The organism is Herbaspirillum huttiense, from assembly GCF_004367745.1.
Classification (GTDB): domain Bacteria; phylum Pseudomonadota; class Gammaproteobacteria; order Burkholderiales; family Burkholderiaceae_D; genus Herbaspirillum; species Herbaspirillum huttiense.
Genome location: NZ_CP037993.1, coordinates 3,743,609 through 3,766,402, shown reverse-complemented (window position 1 = coordinate 3,766,402; position 22,794 = coordinate 3,743,609). Strand labels below are relative to the sequence as shown.

The window sequence follows — 22,794 nt, the reverse complement described above, 5'->3', positions numbered from 1 at the left end:
GTGCGGTGCAGTGCGGGGTTGGCATCAAGCGCGTAAAATGGACGCATTCCAATCACCCGGACCTCCCTGACCGACGGCAGCCACAAGCGACCGGCGCGGTCGCTGAGGTCATTGCGACTTCCTATGTCTGAACTCAAGTTCGATCTGCATTGCCATTCCAACGTCTCCGACGGCCTGCTGCCGCCGGAAGAGGTGGCCGCGCGCGCCAAGGCCAATGGCGTGGGCGTGTGGGCGCTGACCGACCACGATGAAGTGGGCGGCGTGGCGCGCGCCCGGGCGGCTGCGCGCGCGCTGGGCATGGAACATGTGGCCGGCGTGGAAATTTCGGTCACCTGGGCCGGGCATACGGTGCATATCGTTGGATTACGCATCGACGAGACCAACCAGGCCCTGGTCGACGGCCTTGCCGCCACCCGCAACGGCCGCGAACGGCGCGCCCGCGAGATCGCCGAGGCGCTGGAACGTCATGGCATTGGCGGCGCGTATGAAGGGGCGTTGAAGCACGTGGGCAATCCCGACCTGATCTCGCGCACGCACTTCGCGCGCTACCTGGTCGAATGCGGTACCTGCTGCGATACCAAGGAAGTCTTCGCCAACTACCTCACCGAAGGCAAGCCCGGCTACGTGCCGCATCGCTGGGCCACGCTGGAAGAGTCGGTGCGCTGGATCCGCGGCGCCGGCGGGGTGGCGGTGATCGCCCATCCGGGGCGCTACAAGTACACCCAGACCCAGTTCGGCGCATTGTTCGACGAGTTCAAGCAACTGGGCGGCGCGGCCATCGAAGTCAATACCGGCAGCCATACGCCGGAGCAGTACCAGGAATACGCCCAGGTGGCGCGCAGCTACGGCTTTCTGGCCTCGATGGGCTCGGATTTCCACGGTCCGGGCGAGTCGCGCATGGACCTCGGGGGATTGCCGCCGCTGCCGACCGGGGTCAAGCCGGTCTGGCATGACTGGGGGCTGTGAAGCTCTTGAATTCAGCAGGGCGATTCCTATCTAATAACCACTTTTCCGATAGGAGTTTTCCCCGATGAAACGCATCCTGCTGTTTATCGCCACCAACATCGCCGTGCTGGTGGTGATGAGCGTGATCCTCTCCCTGCTGGGCGTGGACCGCTTCCTCACGCGTTCCGGCCTGAACCTGCCGATGCTGATGGTGTTTTCGCTGGTGGTCGGCTTCACCGGATCGATCATCTCCTTGCTGATGAGCAAGAGCATGGCCAAGTGGTCCACCGGCGCGCGCGTGATCGAAACGCCCATGAACGGTACCGAAGCCTGGCTGCTGCAGACCGTGGGCAAGCTGGCCCAGCGCGCCGGCATCGGCATGCCGGAAGTGGCGGTCTATGACGGCGAACCCAATGCCTTTGCCACCGGTGCCTTCCGGGATTCGGCCCTGGTGGCGGTCTCCACCGGCCTGCTGCAGGGCATGACGCAGGAGGAAGTGGAAGCCGTACTCGGCCACGAAGTGGCTCACATCGCCAACGGCGACATGGTCACCATGACTCTGATCCAGGGCGTGGTGAATACCTTCGTGGTGTTCCTGTCGCGGGTGGTCGGCTATTTCGTGGATTCGGCCCTGCGCCGCAACAACGAGTCTTCCGGCCCCGGCATTGGTTACATGGTGACGGTAATGGTGTGCCAGATCGTCTTCGGTATCGGTGCCTCGATCATCGTGGCCTGGTTCTCGCGCCATCGTGAATTCCGCGCCGATGCCGGTGCGGCGCGCCTCTTGGGCACGCCCCAGCCGATGATCAATGCCCTGGCGCGCCTGGGCGGTTTTTCGCCGGAAGGCCTGCCGCAGAACATGGCGGCCCTGGGCATCAGCGACAAGCCCGGCATCATGGCGCTGTTCTCGACACACCCGCCGCTGGAACAGCGCATCGCCGCCCTGCGCGGCCAGCGCTAAGCCCGGCGGGCAGCGACAACGGCGGTGGCGACACCGCCGTTGTGCTTTTTACGATTTGGATTTGGATTGGAAACGGAAACCGCATCATGAGCCAGTTTTTCGAGATTCACCCCGACAACCCGCAACTGCGCCTGATCAAGCAAGCCGCGCAGATCATCCACAAGGGCGGCCTGGTGGCTTTGCCCACCGACTCCTGCTACGCGCTGGTCTGCCAGCTGGACAACAAGGATGCCGTGGAACGCGTGCGCCGCATCCGTGGCGTGGACGACAAGCACCACCTGACCCTGCTGTGCCGCGACCTCTCCGAGATCGCCCTGTACGCCAAGGTGGACAACCGCCAGTACCGCCTGCTGAAGGCCGCTACGCCCGGTGCCTATACCTTCATCCTGGAAGCCACCAAGGAAGTGCCGCGCCGCCTCTCGCACCCCTCGCGCAAGACCATCGGCCTGCGCGTGCCGGAGAACCGCATCGCCCACATGCTGCTGGAAGAACTGGGCCAGCCGCTGCTGGGTACCACCCTGATCCTGCCGGACGAAGACCTGCCGCTGACCAGCGCCGAAGACATCCGCAGCCATCTGGAAAAGCAGATCGAACTGGTCATCGACAGCGGTGCCTGCAGCCTGGAGCCGACCACCGTGATCGATCTCACCGATGACAATGAACCCGTGCTGGTACGCCAGGGCAGGGGAGATGCAGGCATCTTCGGTTTGCAGGCTGCCTGAGCGAGTTTTTGTTCACCCACATCCGGCCAGCGGAAGCGGCCCCGAGCGAATCCGGGGCAGTTCGTTGTCCCTCTGCTAAAATCCCCGCCCATGAATGAACTCATCCAGACCGTCGCGGTTTACGCGCTGCCCGTGCTCTTCGCCATCACCCTGCACGAGGCGGCCCATGCCTATGCGGCCAAGTTTTTCGGGGATACCACGGCGTATTCGATGGGGCGCATGAGCCTCAATCCGCTCAAGCACATCGATCCCTTTGGTACCATCCTCATTCCCATCATGCTGTACTTCGCCACCAATGGCGCTTTCCTGTTCGGCTACGCCAAACCGGTGCCGATCAACTTCGGCCACCTGCGCAAGCCCAAGCGCGACATGGCCTGGGTCTCGCTGGCCGGTCCCGCTGCCAATTTCTTCATGGCACTGCTGTGGATGCTGGCCATCTATGCCTTGGCGCTGGGCGGGGTGCAGGAAGAATTCTTCACACTGATGGCCAGGGCAGGGGTGCTGACCAACCTGGTGATGTTCGCCTTCAACCTGTTCCCGATTCCGCCGCTGGATGGCGGGCGTATCCTCACCAGCTTGTTGCCGAACAAATATGCGTATAAATTCGCCCAGATCGAGCCCTATGGCTTCTTCATCGTCATGGCGCTGGTGCTGCTCAAGGTGATTTACGCCTGGTGGATGGCCCCCGTGATGTATGTGGCCGGCAAGCTGCTGCAGCTCATTACCTTCCCCATTACCTTGCTGTTCTGATCCTTCATGTCGCTGATCCTGTTCATGTCGAACCGCCACCTGCCAACCAACGTCAAACGCCATGTATCCTGACCGCGTCGTCTCCGGCATGCGCCCCACGGGCGCGCTGCACCTGGGCCACTATCACGGTGCCCTGAAGAACTGGGTCAAGCTGCAATCCGAGCTGCCCTGCCTGTTCTTCGTGGCCGACTGGCATGCACTGACTACTCATTACGACGATCCCTCCGTGATCGAGACCAGCACCTGGGAAATGGTGATCGACTGGCTCGCCGCCGGGGTTGATCCCTCCCAGGCCACGCTGTTCATCCAGTCGCGCGTGCCCGAGCATGCCGAGCTGCATCTGCTGCTGTCCATGGCCACCCCGCTGGGCTGGCTGGAACGCGTGCCGACCTACAAGGACCAGCAGGAAAAGCTGGCCGACCGCGATCTGGCCACCTACGGCTTTCTGGGCTACCCGCTGCTGCAGGCGGCCGACGTGCTGATCTACCGCGCCAGCCAGGTGCCGGTAGGTGAAGACCAGGTGCCGCACATCGAGATCATGCGCGAGATCGCGCGCCGTTTCAATCACCTGTACGGCAAGGAAAAAGGCTTCGAGGAAAAGGCCCTGGCCGCCACCAAGAAGCTGGGCAGCAAGCGCGCCAAGCTGTACCTGGAACTGCGTACGCAATTCCAGGAAAAGGGCGACGATGAAGCCTTGGAACAGGCCAAGGCCATGCTGGACGATGCCCAGAACCTGTCGATGATCGATCGTGAACGTTTGTTCGGCTACCTCGAAGGCAGCCGCAAATTGATCCTCACCGAGCCGCAGGCCATGCTCACCGAAGCTTCACGCCTGCCGGGGCTGGATGGGGCCAAGATGTCCAAGAGCTACGGCAACGCCATCGCCCTGCGTGAAGAGGCCGCTTCGGTCACCAAGAAGGTCAAGACCATGCCGACCGACCCGCAGCGCGTGCGCCGCAGCGATCCGGGCGATCCGGACAAATGCCCGGTCTGGCAATTCCACCAGGTTTATTCCACGCCGCAGGTGAAGGAATGGGCAGCCAAGGGTTGCCGTTCAGCAGGAATCGGTTGCCTGGAATGCAAGCAACCGGTGATCGATGCCATCCTGCAAGAGCAGCAACCGATGCTGGAGCGCGCCCAGCCCTATCTGGACGATCCCTCGCTGGTGCGCGCCATCGTCGCCGATGGCTGCGAGAAGGCGCGCAAGCTGGCCCAGGACACCATGCGCGACGTGCGCGAAGCCATGGGGCTGGGTTATTGACCAGCGGCAAGCGGGTTGCAGGCCGTCGCGGGGCCCGCAGGGGCGGGCTCTCCGGTTTTTTTTACGTCCGCTTTCATCTCTGGCAGCCGCAAATTGACCTGATGAGGCGTCTATCCGCTACAATCAGGCCTTTATTCTGACCACCACCTTACATACGCACACCATGATCAAGGGTAGCATTGTTGCAATCGTCACTCCCATGCATCCGGACGGCAGCCTCGACTACGATGGCCTGCGCAAGCTGATCGACTGGCATATCGCCGAGGGAACCGACAGCATCGTCATCGTCGGTACCACCGGCGAATCGCCCACCGTCTCGATGGAAGAGCACTGCGAACTGATCAAGGTCGCGGTCGAGCACACGGCCAAACGCATCCCCATCATCGCCGGTACCGGCGGCAATTCCACTGCCGAAGCCATCGAGCTGACCGCCTTCGCCAAGAAGGTCGGCGCCGACGCCTCGCTGCAGGTGGTGCCCTACTACAACCGTCCGACCCAGGAAGGCATGTACCTGCACTTCAAGACCATCGCCGAAGCGGTGGATCTGCCGGTGATCCTGTACAACGTGCCCGGCCGTACGGTCGCAGACATGAGCAACGAGACCATCCTGCGCCTGGCGCAGGTCAAGGGCATCGTGGGCGTGAAGGATGCTACCGGCAACATCGGTCGCGGCACCGACCTGATCCGCCTGGCCCCCAAGGACTTCGCGGTCTACTCCGGTGACGACGCCACCGCCATCGCCTTGATGCTGTATGGCGGCGCCGGCAACATCTCGGTGACGGCCAACGTCGCCCCGCGCGACATGCACGAGCTGTGCGTGGCCGCCATGAGCGGCAACATCGCTCGTGCCGTGGAACTGAACAACAAGCTGCTGCCGCTGCACAACAAGCTCTTCGTCGAACCCAACCCGGTGCCGGTCAAGTGGGCCATGCAGGAGATGGGTCTGATCCCGTCGGGCATGCGCCTGCCGCTGGCGCCGCTGGGCGAGTCCTTCCACGACACCGTGCGCGCTGCCCTGCGCGAGTCCGGCGTCTTAAACTGATCGGCTTGGCCGTTTTGGCGCAGGTCTCCTGAAATCCGATTCCGCTTTCACTAGTAACGATATGACTAATAGCAATAACGTTCGTCCGGTCTCCCGCTCCGCGTACACACTTACCCAACGCAGCATCGTCGTCGCACTGGCGCTGGCCGGACTGGCAGGATGCTCGTCCATCGGCAATATGCTCGAAGGCGACCGTATCGATTACAAGAGCGCCGAAAAGGCCCGTGGCCCGCGCCTGGAAGTGCCGCCCGACCTGACCCAGCTGCAGCGCGACAACCGCTACGCCATCCCCGAAGCCAACAAGGGCGTGGCCACTGCTTCCGGCTACCAGCTGGAACAGCAGAACAAGCCGACCACCGATGTCACCTCCGTGGCACCGACGTCCAAGGGCAACGAAATCCGTATCGAGCGCGATGGTTCGCAGCGCTGGCTGGTGGTCAAGCAGACCCCGGAACAGCTGTGGCCGCAGATCAAGGACTTCTGGCAGGACAGCGGATTTCTGATCAATATCGAATCGCCCGAGACCGGCGTGATGGAAACCGACTGGGCCGAGAACCGTGCCAAGATCCCGCAGGACTTCATCCGCAATACCTTGGGCAAGGTATTTGATTCCCTGTACTCCACCGGCGAGCGCGACAAGTTCCGCACCCGTCTGGAACGCGGCCCGAACGGCACCACCGAAATCTTCATCAGCCATCGCGGTGCCGAAGAAGTGCTGACCGGTTCGGCCAAGGAAACCTCGGTCTGGACCGCACGTCCCTCCGATCCTGGCCTGGAAGCTGAATTCCTGTCGCGCCTGATGGTGCGCCTGGGTGCAGAAGAAACCAAGGCCAAGGCAGCCGTGGCCAATGCTCCCTCGCTGCAGGCCCGTTCGCGCCTGCAGAAGACCGCCACCGGCACCAGCGTGCAAGTGGATGAAGGCTTCGACCGCGCATGGCGTCGCGTCGGCCTGGCACTGGACCGCGTGGGCTTCACCGTGGAAGACCGCGACCGCAGCCAGGGCATCTACTTCGTGCGCTACGTGGACCAGAACCAGGATGCCAAGGACAAGAAGGATGACGGTTTCTTCTCGCGCATCTTCAGCTCCAAGGACAAGGACAAGAAGGCTGCCAAGTACCGCATCGTGGTCAAGGGTGCCGGTTCCGACAGCAGCAACATCGTCGTGCAGAACGGCGAGGGTGGTCCGGATACCTCGGGTATCTCCGACAAGATCCTCGGTCTGCTCAACGAACAGCTGAAGTAAGCAGGACCCGGGGCTCAGATGAAGTTCGCGAGCCTCGGTAGCGGCAGCGAAGGCAATGCGCTGCTGATCTCGGCCGCAGCCGGCGACCAGCGCCCCTCCTCGGGGACCACGGTCATGCTGGACTGCGGCTTTACTTTGCGCGAAGCCGAAAAGCGCATGCTGCGCCTGGGCCTGGATCCTTCCGATGTCTCGGGCATCGTGGTCACGCATGAACATTCGGACCACGTCAGCGGCGTCTTCAAATTCGCGCGGCGCTATCGCATTCCGGTCTGGCTCAGTTACGGCACCTGGCAGGCGGTGGCCGAGCAGGCCAACGATGTCGATGTACGTTTCTGCGCCGATGGCCAGAAGCTTGCCATCGGCGATCTCGAACTCTCTCCCTATACCGTTCCGCACGATGCCCGCGAGCCGGTCCAGTACGTGGCCAGCGATGGTGATCGTCGACTGGGCGTGTTGACCGATGCCGGCCAGCCGACCGCGCATTTGGTGCAAGCCCTCGATGCCTGCGATGCGCTGCTGCTGGAATGCAATCACGACCGCGACATGCTGGATCGCTCGCCTTATCCCGCCTTCCTCAAGCGCCGCATCGGCGGCGACTACGGCCATCTGGCCAACGACGCCAGCGCCGAGATCCTGCGGCTGCTCGACAAAAGTCGGCTCAAGCGCGTCATCGGCGCTCACCTGAGCCAGCAGAACAACACGCCCGAACTGGCCCGCGCGGCCATCGAAAGCGTACTCGGCACCACTTTTGGCGAGATCGGCATCGCCTGTCAGGAAGAAGGCTTCGCCTGGCTGGACGTCTGATCGCAAAACGCGAGTGGGTCAGCCCTTTGTCAGGCTGTCTGTGTCTTGGGTGCGCTGCGTCAGAAACAATTTGTTTCTCTTTTTCTTCAGCTTGAAGGGCCTTGATTTGATCCCGGTCCGCGGTTCCGTCTCGTCTGCTGCGATATTGTGTCTTCGATAAGAAATGCGGCTTCTGCGGGCTTGTCAGGTCCTTGTCAGTGGGTGAGCCAGGATTGAATGCGCCGATGCGTTCCTGGGCCGTTCTGAGCGGTTTGCGGTGGATCAAACGAGGGCAATGTCCGGCAGATCTGAAGTGAAGGCTGCTTCACGTGTGATATGAAGTTTCGGACTGGAACGCCCGGCAAAAACAAAACGACAACAAAACTCGGGACGAAAAAAAACCGGTCTTGCGACCGGTTTTTTCCGAAAATAATCCGAAGATTACTTGGCCGGAGCGGCTTCAGCCGGCTTTGCATCAGCGGCCGGAGCGGCAGCGTCAGCAGGCTTCGCATCAGCAGCCGGAGCAGCGGCGTCAGCCGGCTTGGCAGCGTCAGCAGCAGGAGCGGCTTCAGCCGGCTTTGCATCAGCAGCCGGAGCAGCAGCGGCCGGAGCTTCAGCAGCAGGAGCAGCAGCAGGTGCTTCTTCCTTCTTGCCGCAAGCAGCCAGGGCAACAGCCAACAACGAAGCGATCAACAGAGTCTTTTTCATGAATATTCCTTCAATATTTAAAAATTGTGCGATGAATAATTACCGGTAATTATCGCTCTACTGGGAGGCTTTCGCCGCGGGTAAGACCTCACGGTCGGGCTTCGGTTCTTGCTTCTTCTTTACTGCCGAAACAACGCCTGACAACGAAAACTTTCCAGCCCATCATTATAGCTATTTTTTTCCGGAATCACATCGCCACGATGGGAATTCGTAAGAATTTGTAAGAACTTACATCCCTTTTCAGCGGCCCGGAAAGTCTTGGCGCAAGCCGCTCTCCGGGATTTCCTAAAGTAATTTCGAGAAGTGTCCGCAATAAATTTCATTAATCTCGAATGATGTCGAGCCAGCCACTTTCATGCCATTGGTGCAAGGCTTCCAGCAGGTCTTCGGAGGCCACGTCGAGGTCGGATTTCTCCAGCACACGCGAGTCTGCCAATCGTGCCAGGATCGCCTTGTCGCCGCGATTGACCTGGAAGGATTCGCCATTGATGAAGACGTGAGAGCCACGGTACAGCATGCGCGTCTTGCGATGCAGCGCCAGCCCGCGTTTCTTCGCGCCCTGGAAAAAGCGAGCAAAAGATAATTCCTCGGTCCGTGCTTCGAAGAAAACGCTGGGTTTGGGCTCTGACAGATGCTCGCCCAGGAAGATGGTGATGTCATCGTCGGTGAAGCGGATCTTGTTGAGCTCGTCGCGGATGCGCGCCACCATGTCCAGCGGCAACTCGGCCGGCTTGGCGGTGGCTTTCAGGTCAGGATCTTCATAGCGGCCGGGCAGGTCGATGGTATCCATCATGAATTCCAGGAAGGATTCGCCCAGTTCCTGGTAGGCCGGCGAGCGGAAGCCGACCGAATAGGTCATGCATTCGCCGATGGCCACGCCGTCGTGCGCGTATTGCGGCGGCAGGTAGAGCATGTCGCCCGGTTCCAGCACGAATTCCTGTTCGGCTTGGAAGTGGCTGAGGATCTTCAGCGGCACGCCTTCTTCCAGCGTCAGGTCGTCTTGCGCGCTGATGCGCCAGCGGCGTTGTCCGTGGGCCTGCAGCAGGAAAACATCATAGGAATCGAAGTGCGGACCGACGCCGCCGCCATCGGTGGCGTAGCTGATCATCAGGTCGTCCAGGCGTGCATCGGGCACGAAGCGGAACTGGCGCAGCAGGGCATCGGCGGCCGGATGGTGCAGGTTCACGCCCTGCACCAGCAGGGTCCAGGCCTTTTGCTTCAGGGGCGGCAGCTTGTTGAAGGGGCCGTGCTGCATGTCCCAGCCATCGGTGCGATGGGTGATGAGGCGCGATTCGACATCATCGCGGCGGGCCAGGTCGAACAGTTCCTGGCGCGGCAGCGGCGCGGTGAAATTGGGGATGGCGTTGCGGATCAGGAGCGGCTTCTTGTGCCAGTAGTCACGCAGGAATTGGGCGGGCGTGATGCCGCCGAGCAGATCGAGTTTTTTCATGGTCGCCATTATAGAGGTGCCGGCGCAGCCGTACGCCATTGGCGGCGGCCAAGTTTGATGCAGGTATAATCGCGGAGTCGAGATACCGTTTTTGAAAGCGTCCTTGCCTCGCGGGAATGGCAAGGGGATGGTTCTTAGGCCCCAACCCGGGTGGCAGGTGTCCCGCGCGACGCTTCCGCAGCAGCTGCCGCTCCCGCACCACTATCGATACAAAGGACCCTTACGATGAAGATCGCGAAGAATACCGTCGTTTCCGTCAACTACAAGCTGTCGGATGCCCAGAACAACCTGATCGAGCAAAGCAGCGAGCCGATGGTCTACCTGCACGGCGGCTATCACAACACCCTGCCCAAGATCGAAGAAGCGCTGGACGGCAAGGAAGTTGGCTACAGCGCCACCATTCAGGTCGAGCCGGAAGATGCCTTCGGCGAATACGATTCCGAGCTGGTCAAGATCGAGCCGGTCGAGCGTCTGCCGCAACCGCTGGAAGTGGGCATGCAGTTCGAAGGTTCGCCCGATGACGACAGCGAAGAGTCGGTCATCTTCACCGTCACCGAAGTGGCGGACGGCAAGGCCGTGCTCGATGGCAACCACCCGCTGGCCGGCATTGCGCTGCGCTTTGAACTGGCGGTCACCGAAGTGCGCGCCGCCTCCGAAGAAGAAGTGGCCCACGGTCACGTCCACGGTGCCCACGGCCACCATCATCACCACGATGATGAAGATGAAGGCGACGCCGGCGACCACTTCCGCAGCCAGCCGCTGAACTGATCGCTGAATTCTGATCGCAGCGCCGCAAGCCGATCCCGGAAATCGGGATTTTCCTTCCGGCGACCATGCAAAAACGCCCGCAGATGCGCTCTGCGGGCGTTTTTCTTCATTTAAACCGTAAAAATCCGTTTACCGGCAAGGATCTTGTACCTGGCATCGGGCAGCTAGCGCCGTTCTCCATCCGCATCGGCCACCGCAAACAGCTGTGGCAGATGGTCATCCACCACCACCTTGAGCCAGCGCTCACCGACGCCCACGCTGCCCAGGTTGCCGGTCCAGAGGATATGGGCGGGTGCCTTGTTCTTGCCGCCCTGGGCATGTACCACCAGTACCCGCCCCGGGAACTTGCCGGCAAGCTCGGAGAACAGCTTGCGCGTCTCGGCAAAGCCATCCCGCTGAGTGCGGAAGAAGGAACGCTTGGGCGGCGGACCGAAGGGATTGCCATCACTGAAGAAGACGATGGCCGCGCTCTTCTTCAAGGCGGCAAAGGCGAACAGGTGCTGCAGCCAGTTGCGGTTGGCGATGAGGCGGTCCTCGAACTCATTGTTGCGTCCGCCATCGAGCAGGAAGTGATTGTTGGCCGCCGGCAGGTTCACGGTGGCAAAGAGCACGTTGCCGATTTCCCAGCGGGTGTTCTCGGCATAGCTGCGGAACTTGGGCGTGAGCGACTGGCGCAGCATCGGCAGCCGGCTCGCGCCCAGCGAGAATTCGCTGGCATAGAAGATCTCGCGCATGCGGGCCAGGCGTTCGATGGCGTCCGAGCGGTTCTCGCGGTCGCGGCAGGTGATCCAGTCGCTGCCAGCCAGCGACACGAAGATGCCGTTCTGTGCCTGCGATAGCATCTCGTGGCGCTCGGCATAGAGCGCGTCGTCACAGCTTTCGGAGGGAGATTTGATGCCATTGACCACCACGAAGGCCAGGTTGTCGGCATCGGTCTCGGTCAGGGCCTGGCGCAGCGCCTGGTCGCCCTTGACGCCGGGTGCGGCATGGTTGATCACGCCGAACGAGAAATCCTGCCCGGCGGCCCGCGCCGCACCGCCCGCCATCAGGATGGCAGCGGTGAAGCAGGTGCACAGCAGGATGCGTCGGATCGGGCGGATCGGCATGCAGTCTCTCTGCGGTTTAAAGGGCGGCACGAAGCCGGCGTCCCCGTGGTGTTGTTATTGTCCCCGGCTCAGGGCTTTCAACTGGTAGAGCGCATCCAGCGCCTGGCGCGGCGTCAGGGCATCGGGATCGATGCCGTCCAGCGATTGCAGCAGCGCCTGGGCCAGCGGATCGGGTTCGACCGCGCTGGCGGGATTGCGTTCATGGTCCGCTTCTTCAGTTTCCGCTTGCGTTTCCATGAAGGAAGGGGCGCTGAACAGGTCGAACTGTGGCGTCGGCTGCATGGACTGGCTTTCCAGCGCCGACAGATGCTTGCGCGCCGCGCGGATCACCGGTGCCGGCACTCCTGCCAGCTGCGCCACCTGCAGCCCATAGCTCTGCGAGGCCGGACCGCTCTGCACGGCATGCAGGAACACGATGCTGTCCTTGTGCTCCACGGCCGACAGGTGCACGTTGGCCGCCGTCGGGTGGATCTCGGGCAGCTGCGTCAGTTCGAAGTAGTGGGTCGCAAACAGCGTGAAGCTGCGCGTCACGTCGATGAGATGCTTGGCAATCGCCCAGGCCAGGGCCAGGCCGTCGAAGGTCGAGGTGCCGCGTCCGACCTCATCCATCAGCACCAGCGAATGTTCGGTGGCGTTGTTGAGGATGGAGGCCGATTCGGTCATCTCCACCATGAAGGTGGAGCGGCCGCCGGCCAGGTCATCAGCGGCGCCGATGCGGGTGAAGATGCGGTCGATCGGTCCGATCACCGCGCTGGTGGCGGGCACGAAGCTGCCCACGTAGGCCAGCAGCGTGATCAGCGCCACCTGGCGCATGAAGGTCGATTTACCACCCATGTTGGGACCGGTGATGAGCAGCAACTTGCGCTCGGCGGCGAGCTGGCAGTCATTGGCGATGAAGCGTTCGATCTGGTTTTCCACCACCGGATGACGGCCTTGCTCGATCTGGATGCAGGGCTCATCGACCAGTTGCGGTGCGCACCAGTTGTTGCGCACGGCATGGTCGGCCAGGGCCACCAGGGTGTCGAGCTGGGCCAGCGCATGGGCGATGGATTGCAGGCGCACGATGTGCGCGCCCATGTCATTGAGGAGCTGCTCGTAGAGGAATTTCTCGCGCGACAGTGAACGTTCCTGCGCGGAGAGCGCCTTGTCCTCGAAGGCTTTCAGCTCGGGGATGATGTAGCGTTCGGCATTCTTCAGGGTCTGGCGGCGGCGATAGTCTTCCGGCACCTTGTCGGTCTGGCCGTGGGTGACCTCGATGTAGAAGCCATGCACCTTGTTGTATTCCACCCGCAGGTTGGCGATGCCGGTGCGTTCACGCTCGCGCGCTTCCAGTTCCAGCAGGTACTGGCCGGCGTTTTCCGACAGGCCGCGCAGTTCATCGAGTTCAGCGTCATAGCCGCGCGCGATCACGCCGCCGTCGCGCACCATGGCGGCCGGCTCCAGCATGATGGCGCGTTCCAGCAGGTCCAGACATTCCACGGGCGTGGCCAGGTCTTCGTGCAACTTGCCCAGCAGCGGTGCTTCGGCGTCGCGGGCGCACATCTCCACGTAGGCACGCAATGAACCCAGCTGCTGCAGGCCGCTGCGCAAGCCCGCCAGGTCGCGCGGACGGGCCGAGAGCAGGGCGATGCGGGTGGTGATGCGTTCGATGTCGGGCACGGCCGCCAGCGTGGCCGACAGGCCCGAGCAGGCATCGGTGCGCATCAGTGCATTGATGGCGGCATGGCGTTCGCGCGCCACTTGCTGGTCGCGCAGGGCGTGATGCAGCCAGTGGCGCAGTAGTCGCGAGCCCATCGCGGTACGGCAGTGGTCCAGCGTGGAGAACAGCGTCGGGGCCAAAGCATTGGCATCCTGCGAGCGGATGGTTTCGGTCAGTTCCAGGTTGCGGCGGGTGGCGGCATCCAGGCCGATGAATTCATTTTCGGATTCGACGGTGAGCGTGCGCACGTGCTGCAGGCCGCGTCCCTGGGTCGATTGCGCATAGCGCAGCAGGGCACCGGCGGCACAGATGGCCGGGCCCAGGCCATCGGCACCGAAGCCGTGCAGGGTGGCCACGCCCAGTTGATCGAGCAGGGCCTTCTCGCTGCTGGGCTGGTCGAAATGCCAGTCCGGCACTGTCACGGCGCGGTTGGGCAGGAGCGGCTCGCACTGCTCCAGCTGACCATCGGCCACCAGTACCTCGGCGGCCGAGATGCGTTCCAGTTCCTGCTTCACGCGGCCATCGAGCAAGCTGCTCTCGACCGTGAATTCCATCATCTTCAGCGCGCCGCTGGCCATGGATAGCCAGGCCAGGCCGACCTGCATCTGCTTGCGCGACTTGGAGGGCAGCAGCTGCATGGCCAGCAGGCAGCGCTCGGATTTCTCGGGCAAGAGGTCGGAATCGGTCAGGGTGCCGGGCGTGACGACCCGCACCACCTTGCGCTCCACCGGGCCCTTGCTGGTGGCCGGGTCGCCGATCTGTTCGCAGATCGCCACCGATTCGCCGAGCTTGATCAGGCGCGCCAGGTATTGCTCCACCGAATGGAAGGGGACACCTGCCATCTTGATCGGGTTGCCGTTGGAGGAGCCGCGCTGGGTGAGGGTGACGCCCATCAGGCGCGAGGCCTTTTCGGCATCCTCGAAGAAGAGTTCATAGAAATCGCCCATCCGGTAGAACACCAGCGTGTTGGGATGGTCGGCCTTGATGCGCAGGTATTGCTGCATCATTGGCGTGTGAGCGGCGAGGTCTTTGGTCATGAGTCTGGGTGGCGATGCGGGGATCGCTTCTTGCAAGTTCGGGAATGCAGGGCCGCGCGGGCGGGCCACGGTGTCATCAGGCCACGGCGGGCGGCGGGAAGTCAGCCTGGCGGCCGCGCCGGGCGGGCCGCCATAAATCAAAAATGCGGACCGTGGTCCGCATGCTTGAGCCGGGATTGTACGCGCATTGGGGCTGTGCAGCCAAGGGCGGCACCCGGCATCGCCCTGACGCGGGGCAAAGCTCCGGGAGAATGTCCAGAAAGTTCGATTGGTTTGGCTGCGCAGTCAAAACTGAGCCCCAAAAAAAACAGGCGGCCACCGAAGTGGCCGCCTGCCCAGTCCGCAGGGGGGGGACGGACTGTAGGGGGAGCTTGTGGATCAGTGCGCCGAGGTCGTGTCGGCCACCCGCGTCGGTTTCGGTGCCAGCCACACCGCCAGCGCTGCCAGCGAGAAGGACACCGCCGCCATCATGAAGATGTGGTTGGTGGCCAGCATCACGGCCTGGTTCTGCACCGTCTGCGCCAGCGAGCCCGTGGCCTGTTCAGCGCTCATGCCCGAGGCCATCATGGCATTGACCGCATCGCCGCTGCGATCCACCAGGCCGGACAGTTCGGCGTGGAAGTAGGTGGCGTCGTTTTCCCAGCTGGTATTGACGATGGAGGTCGCAATCGCCCCGGCCATGGTGCGGCAGAAACTCATCAGGCCGGCCGCCGATGCGGTCTCTTCCTCGTTCACGCTGGAGAGCGCCAGGCCGGTGAGCGGCACGAAGAACAGCGGCAGTCCGATCCCCTGCAGGAATAGCGGCCAGCCGATCTGGAAGAACGACATGTCGGTGTTGTTGAAGGCCCGCAGGAAGGTGATGAAGCCCAGCCAGGTCACGCCGATGCAGACCAGCTTGCGCGCATCGACGGTGGTGGACATCTTGGCCACCATGGGGGCGGTCAACACGGCCAGGATGCCGGTCAGCGCCGAAATGCAGCCCGACCAGGTGGCGGTGTAACCCATGTAGCCCTGCAGCCAGAGGGGTGTCAACACCACCGAGCCGAAGAAGGCACCGAAGGCCAGGCAGATGGTGGTCACGCTGGCGGTGAAGCCGCGATGGCGGAACACCCGCAGGTCGACGATGGGATTGTGCTCGGTCAGCTCCCAGATCAGGAAGGCGATGAAGAACACCACGGCGGTCACGGCCAGCAGCACGATCTCGGTGGAGGCGAACCAGTCCTTTTCCTTGCCTTCATCGAGCATCAGCTGCAGGGCGGCCACCCAGACCACCATCAGGATCAGCCCGACGCGGTCGATGGGCAGCTTGCTGGTCCTGGTCTCGAAGCGCTTGAGCATGCGCCAGCCGAGATAGCCGCAGATCAGCGCCACCGGTACGTTGATCCAGAAGATGTAGGGCCAGCTGTACTGGTCGCACAGCACCCCGCCCAGGATCGGGCCGGCAATCGGTGCCACCAGCGTGGTCATGGCCCACAGCCCCACGGCCGCCGGCGCTTTTTCCTTGGGGAAGATGCGCAGCAGCAGGGTTTGTGACAGCGGCATCAGCGGACCACCGGCCAGGCCCTGCATGACGCGGAAGGCGATCAGCATGCCCAGCGAATTGGCCAGTCCGCACAGGGCCGAGAAGAGCCCGAACATGACCATCGACAGGATGAACACGCGCACCGTGCCGAAGCGATTGGCCAGCCAGCCGGTCAGGGGCACGGTGATGGCTTCGGCCACCGCATAGGAGGTGATGACGTAGGTGCCCTGGCTGGTCGAGGCGCCCAGCGCCCCGGCGATGGTCGAGACCGAGACGTTGGCAATGGTGGTGTCGAGCACCGCGATGAAGTTGGCGGCGGCCAGCAGGATGCCGGCGCCCACCAACTGGCCGCCGGTCAGCGGGGCCTCGAAGGGGCCGGGCTGGGCGGCAGGCTTGGGGGCGGGCAGGTCGCCCGCCGCTGCGCTTGTTGTGGATGACATGATGAGTCTTTCCTTGTGCTCTCCGGATTACAGCGCGCCGGCCCGGGTCTCGGTGCTGGCCGACTTGGTCTCGGCGTCACCGGCCTGCATCTGGCCGCGCGTATCGATCTCCACCACCATCGACAGGCCCACCGACAGCGGACGCTGCGCCAGTTCCTTGGGATCCAGCGAGATGCGCACCGGCAGGCGCTGCACCACCTTGATCCAGTTGCCGGTGGCGTTCTGCGCCGGGATCACCGCAAAGGCCGAACCGGTCCCACCGGAGAGGCCCGTGACCACGCCGTGGTATTCCACCGAGCCGCCATAAATGTCCGCCTTCATGGTCACCGGCTGGCCGATGCGCACCTTGGTCAGTTGTCCTTCCTTGAAGTTGGCATCCACGTGCATCTGCTGCAGCGGCACCACCGACAGCAGGCTGGCGCCGCTCTGCACGCGCTGGCCGACCTGCACCTGGCGGCGGGCAATGACGCCGTCCACAGGGGCGCGCAGCACGGTGCGTTCGAGATCCAGCTTGGCCTGATCCAGCTTGGCGCGGGCCAGGACCACTTCCGGGTTGTCGTCCACGGTGGTATTGGCCGTCAGTACGGTACTGGCCTTTTGCGCACCCTGGGTCGCCTTGATGTTGGCGCGGGACTGCACTTCGGCAGCTTCAGCGGCTTTCAGGTTGGCCTGGGCGGTCAGCAGGGCAGTGCGCGCATTGCTCAATTCTTCACCTGACACCGAACCCGACTTGGCCAGGGCCTCGCGGCGCTGCAGGTCGATCTCGGCGCGCTTCATATCGGCCTGCGCCGACAGCAACTGGGCACTGGCACGCTTCTGCTCGGCCTCACGGGCCAGCACCTGGGCTGCCAGGCCGGCATCGTTGGCGAAGTAGCCCTTGACCTTGCGCTCGGTGCGGTCCAGGTCGGCGGCGGCCTGGTCCACGGCCAGCTTGGCATCGGCATCATCGATGCGCACCAGCACGTCGCCCTTCTTGACGGCCTGGGTATCGACCACGTCTACGGCAGCCACGATGCCATTGATGGCCGGGGTGACCGTGGCCACTTCGGTGGCGGTGTAGGCATTGTCGGTCTCGACGTAGCGCGAACCGATCAGGTACCAGTAGGTGCCATAGCCGATGGCGGCGATGGCGACCACGCCACCGAAGATGGCAAAGAGCTTCTTGCGCTTTTGCGCAGCGGCGGCCTTGGTGGCCGCTTCATTGCGCTGACGGGTTTCTTCGGCCAGGGTATGGGCCGCTTGGGAATCGCTGTGGGACATGATGTTCAACCTTTCGCTTGCTGTTCGGTGTGGGGCGCGGTGGCGCTGTCTTGGCTCTTGCTGTCGTCGGCGGCGCGGTAGCCGCCGCCCAGGGCGCGCACCAGCGCGACATCCAAGGTGAACAGGCGCGAGCGCAGGTCGGAGAGCTGGCGCAGGTTGCTGATGAGCGTGTCCTGCGCATTGAGCACGTCGAGGTAGGTGTTGAGGCCGCCGTTGTAGCGGTTGCTGACGATGCGATAGGCCTCTTCGGCAGCGTCGGCTGCGGCCTGTACGTCCTGCAGTCGTCCGGCCAGGGCCTTCTCGCTCACGCCGACGTCGGCCACATCCTGCAGGGCCTGGGTGACGGCCTGGTCATAGTTGGCCACGGCTTCGTCATAGCTGGCGCTGGCCGAGCGGAACTGACCGCGCAGGCGGCCGCCATTGAAGATGGGCAGCGAGATCGCCGGGCCGAAGCTGCCGATGTCGGAGCCGCTGCGGGTGAGCATGTCGATGCCCAGCGACTGGAAGCCGAAGTAAGCCGACAGGTTCACATTCGGGTAGAAGGCAGCACGCGCCACCTTGATCTGCTTGCCTGCCGCTTCGGCACGCAGGCGCGCGGCCACGATGTCGGGACGGCGGCCCAGCAGTTCCACCGGCAGTTGCGCGGGCAAGCCAAAGGGTTTGGACAGGTCGATCTGCGGGCGCGCCAGCTGCAAACCGCGATCCGGGCCGGCCCCGGCCAGTGCGGCCAGCTTGTTGCGTTGCAGGGCGATGGATTCGTCGGTGGCTTTGAGGTCGGCCTGGGCAATGGCGCGGCGCGCTTCCATCTGCTTGACCGAGCCGCGTGTCTCCAGGCCGTTGGTGAAGCGCTGGTTGAACAGGTCCAGTGTTTCTTCACGCACCTTGAGCGCGGCTTCATTGGTATCGCGCTGGGCGTAGAGCTGGGCCAGGTCGGCGTAGGCAGAGGCAATCGAGGTGGCCAGGGTGATGCGCGCCTGGGCGGCATCGGCCCGGCTGGCTTCCAGTTCGGAGGTGGCTGCAGCCAGCGCCGCGCGGCTCTTCCCCCAGAAGTCGATTTCGTAGCTGAAGTCCAGCGTGGCGCGGGTTTCGTTGTTGTAACCCTTGGGCACGAAGTCCGGCGGCACGCCGTTGTTGTAGGACTGCTTCATGCGATCCAGCGAGGCATTGCCGCTCACCTGCGGATAGAGCGCCGCGCCTTGCTGCTGGGCCGTGCCCTCGGCCTTCATCAGGCGGGCCTTGGCCACCGCCATGGAGGGCGCGCTTTGCAGGGCTTCGGCGATGAGGCCGTTGAGTTGGGTGTCACCGTAGACCGTCCACCACTGGTCGCTCGGCCAGGCGGTCTGCACGGCCGTGGCGGCCAGGGTCTGGCTGCTCTGGTAGTGGTCGATGGACTTGGGTTCGGCGCGCGCACCGAGATCGGTGAAGGAAGCACAGCCGGCCATGAGCGCCGCTGTCAGCACGGCCGCCGAGACCGCCGCCGTCCGCCGCCACGGCAGGGTAGGCCGCTCGGAGCGCAGCGCCGGATAGGGCGCGCGCTGGTCGGGGAGAGATGAGTTCTTGTTCATTTGCGTGGAGAGTGGAGTGAACGACTGAATCTGAATTTTTGATGTTTAAAAACTGTACAGTTCAGTATAGTATTCGCTTTTATGAAGTGTCAAGGCGCTTTGCGATAAATTGCTCGTCTTTTTGCGGCATCGCCGCAACAGGGTTTTTTGGCCGCGTTTTGAGGGCAATCCGGCGGCTTTCGGCGGCATCGTCGCCTATAATTCAGGATTGGCCGGTTTTCTGGCCGGCATCACAGGACAATCATGCGCAAGAAGAGTGAAGAACGGCGGCAGCAGATGATCGACATCGCTGCCGAGGTATTCAACGAAATCGGTTTCGAAGGCGCCTCCATGGCGGAAATCTCGGCCCGTATCGGGGGCTCCAAGGCCACGCTGTACAACTATTTCAGCTCCAAGGAAGAGATCTTCGTGGAGGTGATGATCAAGCAGGTGGGTTGCCAGTTTGAAGAATTGTTCATGGCCTTGCGTAACGAAGACGAAGTACGCGCAGGTTTATTGCGGCTGGCGAATCATTATCTGGGCGTGGTGTTCCGGCCGGAGATTGTGGCGGTGAAGCGGCTGGGGATGTATTACGCCGGCAAGTCGGAACTGGGGCCGCTCTTGTACGAGCGCGGACCCAAACGTGGCTGGACGCGCATTGCCGATTTTCTGAAGGTCAAGATGGACGAGGGCAAGCTGCATGCGGGCGATCCCTGGATTGCCGCCATGCAGTTCCGCGCGCTGATCGAAGCAGAGTGGATGGACGTGCGCATGCTCAATGTGGTCACCGAGATTCCGCCGGATCAGCTGCGGACTTCGGCGGAGCGGGCGGTGGAGGCTTTCCTTTATCTTTATCAGCCGCGCTGAGGGGATTCAGACGTGCAAGGTGGCTTGACGGTAAATCGCCTGCCGATCAAGTCCAAAAAAAACGGGCTCACCACTACGGCAAGCCCGGCTTTCCCCGCGATGGGGCCGATATGAACGATTTCAGCGTTGATGCACCCGCACCCCCGCCGAATACGTCGCAGCGATGGCACGGTCGTCACCCAGGATGGCCAGTGCGAACAATTGTTCCTCCAGGCTGTCGGTGGTAGCACTGCGGCGCGCCAGCAAGGGTGTGGCCTGCGGATCCAGCACGATGAAGTCGGCGTCACAGCCCGGCGTGAAGCTGCCGATGGTACCTTCCAGCTGAAGCGCGCGGGCACCGCCCAGCGTGGCCAGATAGAACATGCGCTGTGCCGGCAGGTAGGTGCCGCCCATGCGGGCGACCTTGTAGAGTTCGTTCATGGTCTGCAGCATCGAGAAGCTGGTGCCGCCCCCAACGTCAGTGGCCAGCGACAGCGGCACGCGCGCCGCATCGGCACGGGCAAAATCGAACAGGCCGCTGCCCAGGAACAGGTTGGACGTCGGGCACAAGGTGGCGGCCGATTGCGTGGCCGCCATGCGCGCACGGTCCTGGTCGTCCAGCCAGATGCAGTGCGCATACAGCGCACGCTGGCGCATCAGGCCGTAGCCGTCATACACGTCCAGGTAGCTGCGGGCATCGGGATAGAGCTCCTTCACCCATTTCACTTCGTCCGTATTTTCGGCCACGTGGGTTTGTATATACGTGTCCGGATACTGCGCTGCCAGCTCGCCGGCCAGCTTCATCTGTTCATGGGTGGAGGTCGGTGCAAAGCGCACGGTGATGGCGTAATGCTGGCGTCCCTTGTTGTGCCAGCGCCCGATCAGCTCCTCGCTCTCGCGCACGCCCGACTCCGCCGTATCACGCAGGAAATCCGGCGCATTGCGATCCATCAGGCACTTGCCGGCCACCATGCGCAAGTTGCGTGCATGGCTGGCTGCGAAGAAGGCATCCACCGACTGCGGATGCACCGTGCAATACACGGCCGCACTGGTGGTGCCGTTGCGCAGCAGTTCGGCCAGGAAGAAATCGGCTACCTCGGAGGCGTGTTCCGGCTGCTGGAAGCGGCGTTCGGCCGGGAAGGTGTAGTTGTCCAGCCAAGGCAACAAGCCCGGCGCGGGCGAACCGATGATGTCGGTCTGCGGATAGTGGATGTGGGTGTCGATGAAGCCGGGGCAAAGGATCTTGCCGCGCAGGTCTTCGATGGCGGTGCCGGGCGGCAGGGTGGCGGCCAGCGTGGCGTAGTCGCCGGCGGCCTGGATCTTGCCGTCTTGCACCAGCAGCAGGCCATCGCTGTGCCATTGGGTGGCGTGTTCGTCGAAGGCGGGATCGTTGGTGAAATACAGCAGGCTGGCGCGGTAGGCTTGCAGGGTTGGGCTCATGGTGTTTCCTCGATGCAGGCGGCGCCGCGCGCACGGACGCGGGCCGTCGATTCAGTGGTCATCATACTGGAAGGCATCGTCGTGACGATGCTTTCCGTGTTGCGAGAGTGGAATCGAAGGGGAATCCGGTGCGATCAGCCAAAACGTGTCGACAGAATTCCCGGAAGGGGTGACGGCAGGGTGTTCCTTCAGCCTCTGCCGTCCAGAGCGTGTGTGGCCAGACTCAGTGGCCATGCCTTGGGTTTGGGTTGGGTAAAGCGCAGTTCCCACAGTTGCATCAGTTGCGCCACCACCGCAATGGCGATGCTGGCGGGTTCCTTGCCATAGATGCCGGGAATGCCGATGGGGCAGGTGATACGTTCCAGCTGCGCCGCCGAGAAACCGCGCTCCGAGAGGCGATGCTCGAACTGCTTGCGCTTGGTGATGGATCCGATCAGCCCGAACCACGCCGCATCTTCACGCTTGAGGATGCGTTCGCTCAGTTGCTGGTCGAGGGCGTGGCTGTGGGTCATCACGAGATAATACGCGCCGGGTTCGGCCATGTCGACCGCGGCATTGGGCACGTCAGTGGCCTCGATGCGGATCTGCGGCGGCAGGCCGGGGGGAAACATGTCCTCGCGCTCATCCACCCACAGCACCCGGCAAGGCAGGTTGGACAAGACCTTGACGATGGCCGCCCCCACATGGCCGGCGCCGAACAGCACCACCTGCGGCTGATGTGCCCTGCACAGGTCGAGCAGCCAGCGGCGGCCCTGGCCGTCGCGCACCAGCTGTGTCTGGCGCGCGTGACGAATGACCTGCGGCGGCAGGCCGAGGTCAGATGCATCGTTCTCCAGCAGTTGCTGGGGCGCGTCGTGATCCAGCGGCAAGGCGCGCCAGCGGTCAGTGCCGCTGCACCAGGCCTGCTCCAGCGCCTGCCAGGTATGCAGGGAGGTGGACTCGGCATCGATACGCTCGAAACAGAGAAACACCACACCGCCGCAACACTGTCCCAGGCTCGGCCCTAGCGCGATGCGTTCCAGCCGTCGCTGATCGGCCAGCGCGTCGGAATCCGCCGCCAGCATGGCCCGCGCGATCTGCGCCGCACGCCATTCGAGGTGGCCGCCGCCGATGGTGTCGAACTGGCCCTCGGCGGTATAGAGCATGCGCGCGCCCGGCTCGCGCGGTGTCGAGCCCTGGATCTGGGCCACCGTCACCAGCACTGCCGGTATGCTGTCCTGCTGCATGCGGCGTAATGCGCTCAACCATATGCTCATGATGTTTCTCC

At 63.2% G+C, this 22,794-nt stretch carries 19 protein-coding genes; 10 read left to right on the top strand and 9 right to left on the bottom strand.

What is annotated here, in order from left to right; all coding sequences use genetic code 11:
- Positions 1–123 precede the first annotated feature (123 nt).
- From E2K99_RS16895 to E2K99_RS16860, 8 genes are all read left to right on the top strand, one after another.
- Complete coding sequence (locus E2K99_RS16895) at positions 124–966, top strand: 3',5'-nucleoside bisphosphate phosphatase (RefSeq protein ID WP_134137358.1); 843 nt, start codon at positions 124–126, stop codon at positions 964–966.
- 64 nt (positions 967–1,030) lie between these two features.
- Positions 1,031–1,906 carry a protease HtpX gene (gene htpX, locus E2K99_RS16890; RefSeq protein WP_134222959.1) on the top strand — a complete coding sequence of 292 codons (876 nt, stop codon included), beginning with the start codon at positions 1,031–1,033 and terminating at the stop codon, positions 1,904–1,906.
- Positions 1,907–1,992: 86 nt separating this feature from the next.
- Entirely contained in the window at positions 1,993–2,628 is a 636-nt protein-coding gene (locus E2K99_RS16885; RefSeq protein WP_039784685.1) for an L-threonylcarbamoyladenylate synthase, read from the top strand.
- A 90-nt stretch (positions 2,629–2,718) separates the two neighbouring features.
- Positions 2,719–3,378, top strand: a complete 660-nt coding sequence (locus tag E2K99_RS16880) for a site-2 protease family protein (RefSeq protein WP_039784686.1) — start codon at positions 2,719–2,721, stop codon at positions 3,376–3,378.
- A 61-nt stretch (positions 3,379–3,439) separates the two neighbouring features.
- Positions 3,440–4,639 carry a tryptophan--tRNA ligase gene (locus E2K99_RS16875; protein WP_134222958.1) on the top strand — a complete coding sequence of 400 codons (1,200 nt, stop codon included), beginning with the start codon at positions 3,440–3,442 and terminating at the stop codon, positions 4,637–4,639.
- A gap of 163 nt (positions 4,640–4,802) precedes the next feature.
- Positions 4,803–5,681 carry a 4-hydroxy-tetrahydrodipicolinate synthase gene (gene dapA, locus E2K99_RS16870; protein WP_039784688.1) on the top strand — a complete coding sequence of 293 codons (879 nt, stop codon included), beginning with the start codon at positions 4,803–4,805 and terminating at the stop codon, positions 5,679–5,681.
- 61 nt (positions 5,682–5,742) lie between these two features.
- Positions 5,743–6,924 (top strand): outer membrane protein assembly factor BamC, encoded by a 1,182-nt coding sequence (bamC, locus tag E2K99_RS16865; RefSeq protein ID WP_134222957.1) that lies wholly within the window; start codon positions 5,743–5,745, stop codon positions 6,922–6,924.
- Between the two features lie 18 nt (positions 6,925–6,942).
- Positions 6,943–7,728, top strand: coding sequence for an MBL fold metallo-hydrolase (locus tag E2K99_RS16860; RefSeq protein WP_039784690.1), 786 nt, complete (start codon positions 6,943–6,945; stop codon positions 7,726–7,728).
- 420 nt (positions 7,729–8,148) lie between these two features.
- Here the strand turns inward: E2K99_RS16860 and E2K99_RS25940 are convergent, their stop codons facing one another.
- Together E2K99_RS25940 and E2K99_RS16850 are read right to left on the bottom strand one after the other, a co-directional pair.
- The gene (locus E2K99_RS25940; protein WP_134222956.1) at positions 8,149–8,415 is read right to left on the bottom strand and encodes a hypothetical protein; all 267 of its coding nucleotides are present in this window, start codon (positions 8,413–8,415) and stop codon (positions 8,149–8,151) included.
- A 322-nt stretch (positions 8,416–8,737) separates the two neighbouring features.
- Positions 8,738–9,865 (bottom strand): cupin domain-containing protein, encoded by a 1,128-nt coding sequence (locus E2K99_RS16850; protein ID WP_205703691.1) that lies wholly within the window; start codon positions 9,863–9,865, stop codon positions 8,738–8,740.
- A gap of 225 nt (positions 9,866–10,090) precedes the next feature.
- Between E2K99_RS16850 and E2K99_RS16845 the strand changes: the two genes are divergently transcribed.
- A complete protein-coding gene (locus E2K99_RS16845) occupies positions 10,091–10,633 on the top strand; it encodes an FKBP-type peptidyl-prolyl cis-trans isomerase (protein ID WP_039784693.1) in 543 nt (180 codons plus the stop codon).
- Positions 10,634–10,797: 164 nt separating this feature from the next.
- Here the strand turns inward: E2K99_RS16845 and E2K99_RS16840 are convergent, their stop codons facing one another.
- The 5 genes from E2K99_RS16840 to E2K99_RS16820 all read right to left on the bottom strand — a co-directional run bounded on the left by E2K99_RS16840 (position 10,798) and on the right by E2K99_RS16820 (position 19,262).
- Complete coding sequence (locus E2K99_RS16840) at positions 10,798–11,739, bottom strand: hypothetical protein (RefSeq protein ID WP_134222954.1); 942 nt, start codon at positions 11,737–11,739, stop codon at positions 10,798–10,800.
- Between the two features lie 54 nt (positions 11,740–11,793).
- Complete coding sequence (gene mutS / locus E2K99_RS16835; RefSeq protein ID WP_134222953.1) at positions 11,794–14,475, bottom strand: DNA mismatch repair protein MutS; 2,682 nt, start codon at positions 14,473–14,475, stop codon at positions 11,794–11,796.
- Positions 14,476–14,853: 378 nt separating this feature from the next.
- Entirely contained in the window at positions 14,854–16,437 is a 1,584-nt protein-coding gene (locus E2K99_RS16830; RefSeq protein ID WP_205703690.1) for a DHA2 family efflux MFS transporter permease subunit, read from the bottom strand.
- Positions 16,438–16,464: 27 nt separating this feature from the next.
- The gene (locus E2K99_RS16825) at positions 16,465–17,697 is read right to left on the bottom strand and encodes an HlyD family efflux transporter periplasmic adaptor subunit (protein ID WP_166675076.1); all 1,233 of its coding nucleotides are present in this window, start codon (positions 17,695–17,697) and stop codon (positions 16,465–16,467) included.
- A 5-nt stretch (positions 17,698–17,702) separates the two neighbouring features.
- Positions 17,703–19,262: an efflux transporter outer membrane subunit gene (locus E2K99_RS16820; RefSeq protein WP_276321801.1), complete on the bottom strand. Its 1,560-nt coding sequence runs from the start codon at positions 19,260–19,262 to the stop codon at positions 17,703–17,705.
- Between the two features lie 243 nt (positions 19,263–19,505).
- Between E2K99_RS16820 and E2K99_RS16815 the strand changes: the two genes are divergently transcribed.
- Positions 19,506–20,108 carry a TetR/AcrR family transcriptional regulator gene (locus tag E2K99_RS16815; RefSeq protein WP_039784739.1) on the top strand — a complete coding sequence of 201 codons (603 nt, stop codon included), beginning with the start codon at positions 19,506–19,508 and terminating at the stop codon, positions 20,106–20,108.
- A 120-nt stretch (positions 20,109–20,228) separates the two neighbouring features.
- Here the strand turns inward: E2K99_RS16815 and guaD are convergent, their stop codons facing one another.
- Positions 20,229–21,527: a guanine deaminase gene (guaD, locus tag E2K99_RS16810; protein ID WP_134222951.1), complete on the bottom strand. Its 1,299-nt coding sequence runs from the start codon at positions 21,525–21,527 to the stop codon at positions 20,229–20,231.
- A 188-nt stretch (positions 21,528–21,715) separates the two neighbouring features.
- Entirely contained in the window at positions 21,716–22,783 is a 1,068-nt protein-coding gene (xdhC, locus tag E2K99_RS16805; protein WP_134222950.1) for a xanthine dehydrogenase accessory protein XdhC, read from the bottom strand.
- Positions 22,784–22,794: the final 11 nt, after the last annotated feature.

Bases quoted from the DNA above. Each gene is read 5' to 3' on its own strand.
- E2K99_RS16860 (WP_039784690.1), top strand. From the start codon at position 6,943: ATGAAGTTCGCGAGCCTCGGTAGCGGCAGCGAAGGCAATGCGCTGCTG.
- E2K99_RS16850 (WP_205703691.1), bottom strand. From the start codon at position 9,865: ATGAAAAAACTCGATCTGCTCGGCGGCATCACGCCCGCCCAATTCCTG.
- guaD (WP_134222951.1), bottom strand. From the start codon at position 21,527: ATGAGCCCAACCCTGCAAGCCTACCGCGCCAGCCTGCTGTATTTCACC.
- bamC (WP_134222957.1), top strand. From the start codon at position 5,743: ATGACTAATAGCAATAACGTTCGTCCGGTCTCCCGCTCCGCGTACACA.
- E2K99_RS16815 (WP_039784739.1), top strand. From the start codon at position 19,506: ATGCGCAAGAAGAGTGAAGAACGGCGGCAGCAGATGATCGACATCGCT.
- E2K99_RS16845 (WP_039784693.1), top strand. From the start codon at position 10,091: ATGAAGATCGCGAAGAATACCGTCGTTTCCGTCAACTACAAGCTGTCG.
- E2K99_RS16880 (WP_039784686.1), top strand. From the start codon at position 2,719: ATGAATGAACTCATCCAGACCGTCGCGGTTTACGCGCTGCCCGTGCTC.
- E2K99_RS16840 (WP_134222954.1), bottom strand. From the start codon at position 11,739: ATGCCGATCCGCCCGATCCGACGCATCCTGCTGTGCACCTGCTTCACC.
- E2K99_RS16895 (WP_134137358.1), top strand. From the start codon at position 124: ATGTCTGAACTCAAGTTCGATCTGCATTGCCATTCCAACGTCTCCGAC.
- E2K99_RS25940 (WP_134222956.1), bottom strand. From the start codon at position 8,415: ATGAAAAAGACTCTGTTGATCGCTTCGTTGTTGGCTGTTGCCCTGGCT.
- mutS (WP_134222953.1), bottom strand. From the start codon at position 14,475: ATGACCAAAGACCTCGCCGCTCACACGCCAATGATGCAGCAATACCTG.
- xdhC (WP_134222950.1), bottom strand. From the start codon at position 22,783: ATGAGCATATGGTTGAGCGCATTACGCCGCATGCAGCAGGACAGCATA.
- htpX (WP_134222959.1), top strand. From the start codon at position 1,031: ATGAAACGCATCCTGCTGTTTATCGCCACCAACATCGCCGTGCTGGTG.
- E2K99_RS16830 (WP_205703690.1), bottom strand. From the start codon at position 16,437: ATGTCATCCACAACAAGCGCAGCGGCGGGCGACCTGCCCGCCCCCAAG.
- E2K99_RS16820 (WP_276321801.1), bottom strand. From the start codon at position 19,262: ATGAACAAGAACTCATCTCTCCCCGACCAGCGCGCGCCCTATCCGGCG.
- E2K99_RS16885 (WP_039784685.1), top strand. From the start codon at position 1,993: ATGAGCCAGTTTTTCGAGATTCACCCCGACAACCCGCAACTGCGCCTG.
- E2K99_RS16825 (WP_166675076.1), bottom strand. From the start codon at position 17,697: ATGTCCCACAGCGATTCCCAAGCGGCCCATACCCTGGCCGAAGAAACC.
- E2K99_RS16875 (WP_134222958.1), top strand. From the start codon at position 3,440: ATGTATCCTGACCGCGTCGTCTCCGGCATGCGCCCCACGGGCGCGCTG.
- dapA (WP_039784688.1), top strand. From the start codon at position 4,803: ATGATCAAGGGTAGCATTGTTGCAATCGTCACTCCCATGCATCCGGAC.